This is a genomic window from Sporichthya sp. (assembly GCF_013815995.1).
In the GTDB taxonomy this organism is placed as follows: domain Bacteria; phylum Actinomycetota; class Actinomycetes; order Sporichthyales; family Sporichthyaceae; genus Sporichthya.
In genome coordinates this window covers 1-7935 of sequence record NZ_JACDFE010000214.1, presented here as the reverse complement: position 1 = coordinate 7935, position 7935 = coordinate 1, and the positions used below count along the sequence as shown (strand labels likewise).

The following is a 7935-nucleotide window of genomic DNA, read 5'->3' as shown; positions in this document are numbered from 1 at the left end:
AGAGCGGACCCGGCCAGCGCATCGGTGTACGCGACCGCTCGACGGAGCTGGCCGGACCCGGGGCCACGGGCGGGGCCGGCCAGCGCCCCGGAGTCCCTCGGCCGTCACCTGGTGGTCGCGTAACGCGCTGTCCTGGATGACGACAGCGTCGATGAGGGACAGGGTGCGGCCGCAGTCCGCCAGCGTCCGCATGAGGCTGGTAACCGGAATGCGCGTTCCGTACTCCTCGGGTGCGAGCGCGGCACGGTGGATTCGGGTGCCGGCCCAGCGCGGCCTGTTTCCCCGGGGGACGGTGACATCCAGGAGCTTGGGCTCGCGGTGAAGGTCCAGGCCGTGCAGTCGCGCGGCGCTCGCGTGCGAAGCCACGCCGCAGACCGCGACGGCCGCCACCAAGGCCGGGTCCGCGCCGGGCAGCGCATAGCCGCCACGACCCACGCGGTGGACGATCCCGGCACGTACCGCGCGGTCCAGTTCGCGGTCAGTCGCCCCGTCGAGGCGCAGGACCCCTCTACGCCCCACGCCATGTCGCGATTGCAATGCCGTCTCGACGTCCACCGCGGGATCGTGATGGTTCTGACGTCCCCGCGGTACTGCAAGGGCTCAGCCTGTGGATGAGCGCGGCCTGAGCGGCGGGTTGGGGATAACTCACGGACGCGAAGTCAGCGGCGGCGGGAGCCGGATCTGAGGTACCGGATCTAAGGTGTCGTCATGGCGCTGACCGTGACCTTGGGCAACCTGCGCGACGACGAGGGCGGCCGGCTCCTGCCGGACCCCGAGGCCCTCGTCGTACGGCTGTGCACATCGGTGCGGGAGCTCGACGCCCCCGGCAAGGACTACGCCTTGCTGCGCGGCCTCGACCCTCACACCGAGACCGTCCTGAACTGGCTCCAGGTGCGCACCTTGCACGAAGAGGTGCTCCGAGCCGCGAATCAGTTCGGCCTCGCCGACCAGGCCAAGGACGTGGTCGCCGAGCTCTGGGAGTGGCGCCAAGCCTCCATCGACTTCACCTGGATCGTCCGCGTCCTCGGCGATTAGGCCGCCGCGAACAACTCAGAGCGAGCGCGCGATGAGCTCCTTCATGACCTCGTTGGCGCCGCCGTAGATGCGCTGCACGCGGCCGTCCGCGGCCATGCGGGTGATCGGGTACTCCCACATGAAGCCGTAGCCGCCGAAGAGCTGTTGGCACTTGTCGACGACTTGGCCCTGGATGTCCGACACCCACCACTTGGTCATCGAGGCCGTCACGTTGTCGAGCTCGCCCTGGATGTGCTTGGCGACGCAGTCGTCGACGAACGTCCGGGCCACCTTCACCAGCGTCGCGCACTCGGCCAGCACGAAGCGGGTGTTCTGCAGGTCGAAGAGTGTGCCGCCGAAGGCCTCGCGCGACTTCGTGTAGGCGATGGCCTCCGCGAGGGCGTACTCCATCACCGCGATGCCGCCGACGCCGAGGATCAGCCGCTCCTGGGGGAGCTGCGTCATGGTCTGGATGAAACCCTTGCCGCGCGCACCGAGCAGGTTGTTCACCGGCACGCGCACGTTGTCGAAGAACAGCTCCGCGGTGTCCGAGGCGTGCATGCCCATCTTGTCCAGCAGCCGGCCGACGGAGTACCCGGGAGCGTTCTGCGTCTCGACCACGACAAGGGAGATGCCGTGGACGCCGGGAACCTCCGGGTCGGTCTTGCACACGACGATGACCAGGTCGGCCTGGCCGCCGTTGGTGATGAACGTCTTGTTGCCGTTGACGACGAACTCGTCGCCGTTCTGGATCGCGGTGGTGCGCAGCGCCTTGAGGTCCGACCCGCAGCCGGGCTCGGTCATCGCGATGGCGCAGACCAGGTCACCCGAGGCCATGCCGGGCAGCCATCGCCGCTTCTGCTCGTCGGTGCCGTAGGCGTTGATGTAGTGCGCGCAGATGACGCTGTGGACCGAGTTGCCGAAGCCGGTGTCGCCGACCGAGGACTGCGCGGTCTGGATCGCGGCCTCGTGCGCGAAGGTTCCGCCCCCGCCGCCGTACTCCTCGGGGATCGAAGCGCAGAGCAGCCCGACGGAGCCGGCCTTACGCCACAGCTCGCGGTCGACGTGCTTGTTGGCTTCGGCCTTCTCCCGATGGGGGACGGACTCGGCGAGGAAGAACTTGCGCGCCATTCCGGTCAGCGCGGCGGTCTCGTCATCGGCCCACGGGTGCGTCACAGCAGTCTCCACTCCTAGTGGTAATTCACTTGCAGACTAGGCCATGTTCACTTACGGGTCAATCAGTCGGAGGCGAGCTCCGCCCAGCGGGCGCGGGCGCCGGGGGCCCAGGCGTCGTGCTTGGCGTCGAAAACGGTCCGGGCCCGGTGCCCGATCCATTTCGACGGCAGCAGGGTGTCGGGCAGCTGCGGGTCCAGGAACGGGAAGCGGCGCCACTCGTGCACGAGGCGGACCTGGGCGTAGAGCGTGGCGTCACCGGCCGCCGGCGTGGGCTCGGCGGCGACCATGGCCAGGAACTGCTCGTAGTGGTCGCCCACCTGGGCCAGGTCCCAGGCCCGGTTGACCAGCGAGCGCTCGGAGCCGATCTCGCCGTACGGGCCGACGAAGGAGAGCGCCGAACCCTCGAGGCCGAGGTCGGCGATGATCCGGCGCACCTCCTCGGCCCGCTCGGGGTGCGGGCTGACCCACATGCCGCCGACCGGGTTGCCGAGGCCGGCCCAGGCGAGGCGGGTCTGCAGCTTGTGCCGCAGCTTGCGCTGCGTCTCCGGTACCGAGGCGATCACGACCAGCCAGCGCCCGTCCCACGAGGTCTGCCGCTCACCGACCGAGTAGATCCGCTGCGCGCCTTCGCTCAGCAACTTGCGCCCCGGCGGGGCGAGCACCCAGCGCACCCGGCGCCCGTCGCGCTCGGAGGAGATCCAGCCGTCGGAGGCGGTGCGCGCGATGGCCTGCCGGGCCGACTTCTCCTCGACCTCGAGCCCGGCCAGCACGTGCAGCAGCGCCGAGGTCCACACCGGATTCTTCGACGGCAGCACCAGCTCACCGAGCACGGTCAGCAGCAGCGACCGGGCGCTGCGCGGGCTGACGCTGTGCCGGCGGGACAGCACCGGAGTGCCGGGCGTCGTGCTCATCGCGGACGTCCGAAGAGAAGTGAGCAATAGCGCTCGTTCATTCGGACGCAAGACCTTTCGCGGGGCGGGAGCTCACTTCAGCGCTGGATCGACTTCGTCTCCAGGTACTCCTCCAGAGCGGCCTCACCGTACTCCCGGCCGAGGCCGGACTTCTTGTACCCGCCGAAGGGCGCGAGCGGATTCCAGGCCCCGCCGTTGACGTCGACCTGACCGGTGCGCAGCCGGCGGGCGACCTTCATCGCGCGGTCGCTGTCGCCGGACCACACCGCGCCGTGCAGGCCGTAGTCGGTGTCGTTGGCGATCGCCACGGCCTCCTCCTCATCGCTGTAGGGGAGGATCGAGAGGACCGGGCCGAAGATCTCCTCGCGGGCGATGCGCATCGACGGCTTGACGTCGGCGAACACCGTGGGCCGGACGTAGTAGCCGCCGGCGGGCAGGTCCGCCGGGACATCCGAGCCACCCGCGACCAGCGTCGCGCCCTCGGCGATGCCGATGTCGATGTAGGAGCGCACCCGCGCCTGCTGGTCGGCCGAGGCGAGCGGGCCGAGCCGGGTGCCGTCCTCCAACGGGTGACCCAGCGTCAGTTTGGCGATCGCCTTCTCCGCGATCGCGACCGCCTCGTCGTGCAGCTGCGCGGGCACCAGCATCCGGGTCCAGGCCGCGCAGGTCTGCCCGGAGTTGAGCATCGCGTTGTTGACCCCGCTGGTGACCGCCTTCTCCAGGTCGGCGTCGTCGAGGATGACGTTGGCGGACTTGCCGCCGAGTTCGAGCGCGACCCGGTTGATGTTCTTGCCCGCGGCCTGCGCCACGTGCGCGCCCGCGGCGGTGGAGCCGGTGAAGGACACGACGTCGACGCCGGTGTGCGCGGCCAGGGCCTTGCCGACCTCATCGCCGCCGGAGACCAGGTTGAACACCCCGGCCGGCAGCCCTGCGGAGTTGCAGCATTCTGCAAAGGCGAAGACAGGCGAAGGAGCTTCGTCCGACGGCTTGAGCACAACCGTGCAACCGGCCGCCAGCGCCGGGCCGACCTTGGCGATGACCTGGTTGAGCGGGTAGTTCCACGGCGTGATCGCGGCGACCACCCCGGCCGCCTCGCGCACCACGAGAGAGTTGTTGACCTCGCGGGAGAACTCGTAGGTGCCGAGCATCTCGGCGAAGCTGCGCAGCACCATCACCGGGCCGCCGATCTGCACCCGGCGGGCCAGCTTGCGCGGCATCCCGACCTCGAGGGCGGTCATCTCCGCCAGCTCGTCGGCCCGGGCCTCCAGGGCGTCCGCGATCGCGGTGATCAGCGCGGCCCGCTCAGCCGGGGTGGTCACCGACCAGGTGGCGAAGGCCGTGCGGCCGGCGGCCACGGCGTTGTCGATGTCGGCCGGGCTGCCCGCGGGGACCGTGGCGATCACGGAGCCGTCAGCGGCGCTGTAGACCTCGGTCGGCGGGGCTGCGACGGTGGGGGATACCCAGGCGCCGTCGAGGTACAGCTTGTCGTAGGTCCGCAAGGTCGTCTCCGTCCGAAACATGCTACAAGGAATTGACGAGACGACGATTCTATGTCAACAATAGGTCCACGCCCTCGTCCTCTCCCAAGGGACATTGCCATGTCTGACACCGCCACACCGCCCCCGGTCGTCTCTTTCGACGCCAGCCCCGACTCCTACCGCCATCTGGCGCTGAAGTTCGACGGGCCCATCGCCACCATCGAGCTGCGCACGGCCGAGGACGGCGGACTCGTCCCCGGCTACGAGCTCAAGCTCAACTCCTACGACCTCGGCGTCGACATCGAGCTGCACGACGCCATCCAGCGACTGCGGTTCGAGCACCCCGAGGTGCGCACCGTGGTCGTCACCGGCGGCCTGGACAAGGTCTTCTGCGCCGGCGCGAACATCCGGATGCTGGCCCAGTCCGGGCACCCGTGGAAGGTGAACTTCTGCAAGTTCACCAATGAGACCCGCAACGGCATCGAGGACGCCACCGAGAACTCGGGGCAGACCTACATCGCCGCGGTCAATGGGACGGCGGCGGGCGGTGGTTACGAGCTCGCCCTGGCCTGCGAGGAGATCCTGCTCATCGACGACGGCTCCTCGGCGGTCTCGCTGCCCGAGGTCCCGCTGCTCGCCGTCCTGCCCGGCACCGGCGGCCTGACCCGCGTCGTCGACAAGCGCAAGGTCCGCAAGGACCGCGCCGACGTCTTCGCCACCAAGAGCGAGGGCTTCCGCGGCCAGACCGCGGTCGACTGGAAGCTGGTCGACGCCTCCATTCCGCGCAGCCGGTTCGCCGAGGCGGTCCACGAGCGCGCTCTCGAGCTCGCCGAGCGTTCCCACCGTCCCGCCGACGCCCGCGGCATCGCACTCACGCCGCTGCACCGCGAGGTCACGGCGGACGGGCTGGAGTACCAGCACGTGTCGGTGAAGATCGACCGCGACGCCGGCCAGGTGGACATCACCGTCCGCGGTCCGGTCGACGCCCCACCCGCTGACGTGGCGGCGATCCACGCCCAGGGCGCGGACTTCTACCCGATGGCCGTCTCGCGGGAGCTCGACGACGCGATCCTGCGGCTGCGCACCAATGAGCTCGAGGCCGGCACCTGGGTGATCCGCGCGGGCGGGGATGCCGCCAAGGTCCTCGCCTACTCCGACCTGGTCCGCGCCAACGGCGACGACTGGTACGTCAACGAGATCGGGCAGTTCTACAAGCGGGTGCTCAAGCGCCTCGACGTCACCAGCCGCTCGCTGATCGCACTGGTCGAGCCGGGCTCATGCTTCGCCGGCCCGCTGCTGGAACTGCTGCTCGCCTGCGACCGGCAGTACATGCTCGACGGCACGTTCACCGACGCCGAGGACGCCGACTCCCAGACGGCGCCGACGCTGATCGTCACCGAGGTCAACTTCGGCGCCTTCCCGATGTCCAACGGTCTGACGCGGCTTCAGTCGCGCTTCTACGGCGACGACGAGGCCCTGGCCGCCGTCGGGGCCGAGAAGGGCAACCTGATCGACGCGTCGGCGGCCGAGGAGCTGGGTCTGATCACCTACGCCCTCGACGACATCGACTGGGAGGACGACGTCCGGATAGCGCTGGAGGAGCGGGCCTCGATGAGCCCGGACGCGCTGACCGGCATGGAGGCCAACCACCGCTTCGTCGGCCCCGAGACGATGGAGAGCAAGATCTTCGCCCGGCTGACGGCGTGGCAGAACTGGATCTTCATCCGCCCGAACGCGGTCGGCCCCGAGGGTGCGCTGCGCAAGTACGGCACTGGCCAAAAGGCAGTCTTCGACCGGAAGCGAGTGTGACCCGCGCATGACCACGATTGACTACTGCGAGCGCATCCCCAACAACGTCGACCTCGCCTCGGACCGCAAGCTGCAGCGCGCGTTGGAGTCCTGGCAGCCGAAGTTCCTCGAGTGGTGGCAGGAGATGGGTCCGGCGCTGCCGACCCAGGATGTCTACCTGCGCACCGCCGTCGACGTCGGCCGCGAGGGCTGGGCCCACTTCGGCCACGTCGCGCTGCCGGAGTACCGCTGGGGCATCTTCCTCTCCGAGCGGGACCCGAACCGCAAGATCGCCTTCGGCGACCACAAGGGCGAGGACGCCTGGCAGCAGGTGCCCGGTGAGCACCGCGCCGACCTGCAGCGCCTGATCGTCATCCAGGGCGACACCGAGCCGGCCTCGGTCGAGCAGCAGCGTCGTCTCGGCATGACCGCGCCGTCGCTCTACGACCTGCGCAACCTGTTCCAGGTCAACGTCGAGGAGGGCCGTCATCTCTGGGCGATGGTCTACCTCCTGCACGCCTACTTCGGCCGCAACGGCCGCGAGGAGGCCGAGCAGCTGCTGCTGCGCAACTCCGGCTCGGAGGACGCGCCCCGCATCCTCGGCGCGTTCAACGAGGAGACCCCGGACTGGCTGTCCTTCTTCATGTTCACCTACTTCACCGACCGGGACGGCAAGTACCAGCTCGGGACGTTGAAGGAGAGCGCGTTCGACCCGCTCTCGCGCACGTGCGAGTTCATGCTCAAGGAGGAGGCCCACCACATGATGGTGGGCACCACCGGCGTGGACCGCGTCGTCACTCGCACCGTCGAGCTGATGAAGGAGCACGACACCGAGGACATCGCCTCCCGCGGCGGCGTCCCGCTGGACGTGTTGCAGAAGTACATGAACTTCCACTACTCGGTCTCGCTCGACCTCTTCGGTGGCGACGCCTCGACCAACGTGGCGAACTACTACACCGCCGGGCTCAAGGGCCGTTGGCTCGAGGAACGGCGCACTGACGACCACCGGTTGCGCGACGCCTTCTCGACCATCCCCTTCATCGAGGCCGACGGCACCTTGATCGAGAAGGAACTGCCGGCGCTGACCGCGCTGAACGTCGACCTGCGCAACGAGTACATCGGGGACTGTTCCAACGGCGTGAAGCGCTGGAACGCGATCCTGGCGGACGCCGGTATCGACACCACGTTCTCGCTCCCGCACGTCGGGTTCAACCGGGCTGTCGGAACGTTCTCCGGCCACCGGATCACCCCCGACGGCAAGGTCGTGGACCAGGCCACCTGGGATGCGCAGGTCACGGACTACCTGCCGACGGCGGACGACAAGAAGCACGTCGAGTCGCTGATGCAGCCGGTCTACGAGCCCGGCAAGATCGCCTCCTGGGTAGCCCCACCGAAGACCGGCATCAACGGCCAGCCCTTCAACTACGAGTACGTCCACCTGGCCTAGTGGTCCGTCTGCGAATTGATCTGGTTGAGGACCTCACGCCCGCGACGGACCTTGGCGATGATCTCCTCCGCGGTCGCCTTCCAGATGAAGGGCTTCGGGTCGGTGTTCCAGTGCTCGGCCC

The 7935-nt window shown here is 69.1% G+C and carries 6 protein-coding genes and 1 pseudogene; 3 read left to right on the top strand and 4 right to left on the bottom strand.

Features of this window, described 5'->3' with window-relative positions; translation table 11 throughout:
• Positions 1-555 (bottom strand): annotated as a pseudogene (locus tag H0X00_RS19295) (hypothetical protein); the annotation flags it as partial.
• 153 nt (positions 556-708) lie between these two features.
• On the opposite strand from H0X00_RS19295, the gene H0X00_RS19290 reads away from it, so the two are divergent.
• The gene (locus H0X00_RS19290) at positions 709-1035 is read left to right on the top strand and encodes a hypothetical protein (protein ID WP_293774032.1); all 327 of its coding nucleotides are present in this window, start codon (positions 709-711) and stop codon (positions 1033-1035) included.
• A 15-nt stretch (positions 1036-1050) separates the two neighbouring features.
• Here the strand turns inward: H0X00_RS19290 and H0X00_RS19285 are convergent, their stop codons facing one another.
• The 3 genes from H0X00_RS19285 to H0X00_RS19275 all read right to left on the bottom strand — a co-directional run bounded on the left by H0X00_RS19285 (position 1051) and on the right by H0X00_RS19275 (position 4600).
• A complete protein-coding gene (locus H0X00_RS19285) occupies positions 1051-2190 on the bottom strand; it encodes an acyl-CoA dehydrogenase family protein (RefSeq protein WP_293774031.1) in 1140 nt (379 codons plus the stop codon).
• A gap of 62 nt (positions 2191-2252) precedes the next feature.
• Positions 2253-3101, bottom strand: a complete 849-nt coding sequence (locus H0X00_RS19280; RefSeq protein WP_293774030.1) for a PaaX family transcriptional regulator C-terminal domain-containing protein — start codon at positions 3099-3101, stop codon at positions 2253-2255.
• A 77-nt stretch (positions 3102-3178) separates the two neighbouring features.
• Positions 3179-4600 (bottom strand): aldehyde dehydrogenase family protein, encoded by a 1422-nt coding sequence (locus H0X00_RS19275; protein WP_293774029.1) that lies wholly within the window; start codon positions 4598-4600, stop codon positions 3179-3181.
• A gap of 99 nt (positions 4601-4699) precedes the next feature.
• Here H0X00_RS19275 and boxC point away from each other — a divergent pair, with 99 nt between their 5' ends.
• Both boxC and boxB read left to right on the top strand, forming a co-directional pair.
• The gene (boxC, locus tag H0X00_RS19270) at positions 4700-6388 is read left to right on the top strand and encodes a 2,3-epoxybenzoyl-CoA dihydrolase (protein WP_293774027.1); all 1689 of its coding nucleotides are present in this window, start codon (positions 4700-4702) and stop codon (positions 6386-6388) included.
• Between the two features lie 7 nt (positions 6389-6395).
• Positions 6396-7814: a benzoyl-CoA 2,3-epoxidase subunit BoxB gene (gene boxB, locus H0X00_RS19265; RefSeq protein WP_293774026.1), complete on the top strand. Its 1419-nt coding sequence runs from the start codon at positions 6396-6398 to the stop codon at positions 7812-7814.
• Positions 7815-7935 lie beyond the last annotated feature (121 nt).

Bases quoted from the DNA above. Each gene is read 5' to 3' on its own strand.
- H0X00_RS19290 (WP_293774032.1), top strand. From the start codon at position 709: ATGGCGCTGACCGTGACCTTGGGCAACCTGCGCGACGACGAGGGCGGC.
- H0X00_RS19280 (WP_293774030.1), bottom strand. From the start codon at position 3,101: ATGAGCACGACGCCCGGCACTCCGGTGCTGTCCCGCCGGCACAGCGTC.
- boxC (WP_293774027.1), top strand. From the start codon at position 4,700: ATGTCTGACACCGCCACACCGCCCCCGGTCGTCTCTTTCGACGCCAGC.
- boxB (WP_293774026.1), top strand. From the start codon at position 6,396: ATGACCACGATTGACTACTGCGAGCGCATCCCCAACAACGTCGACCTC.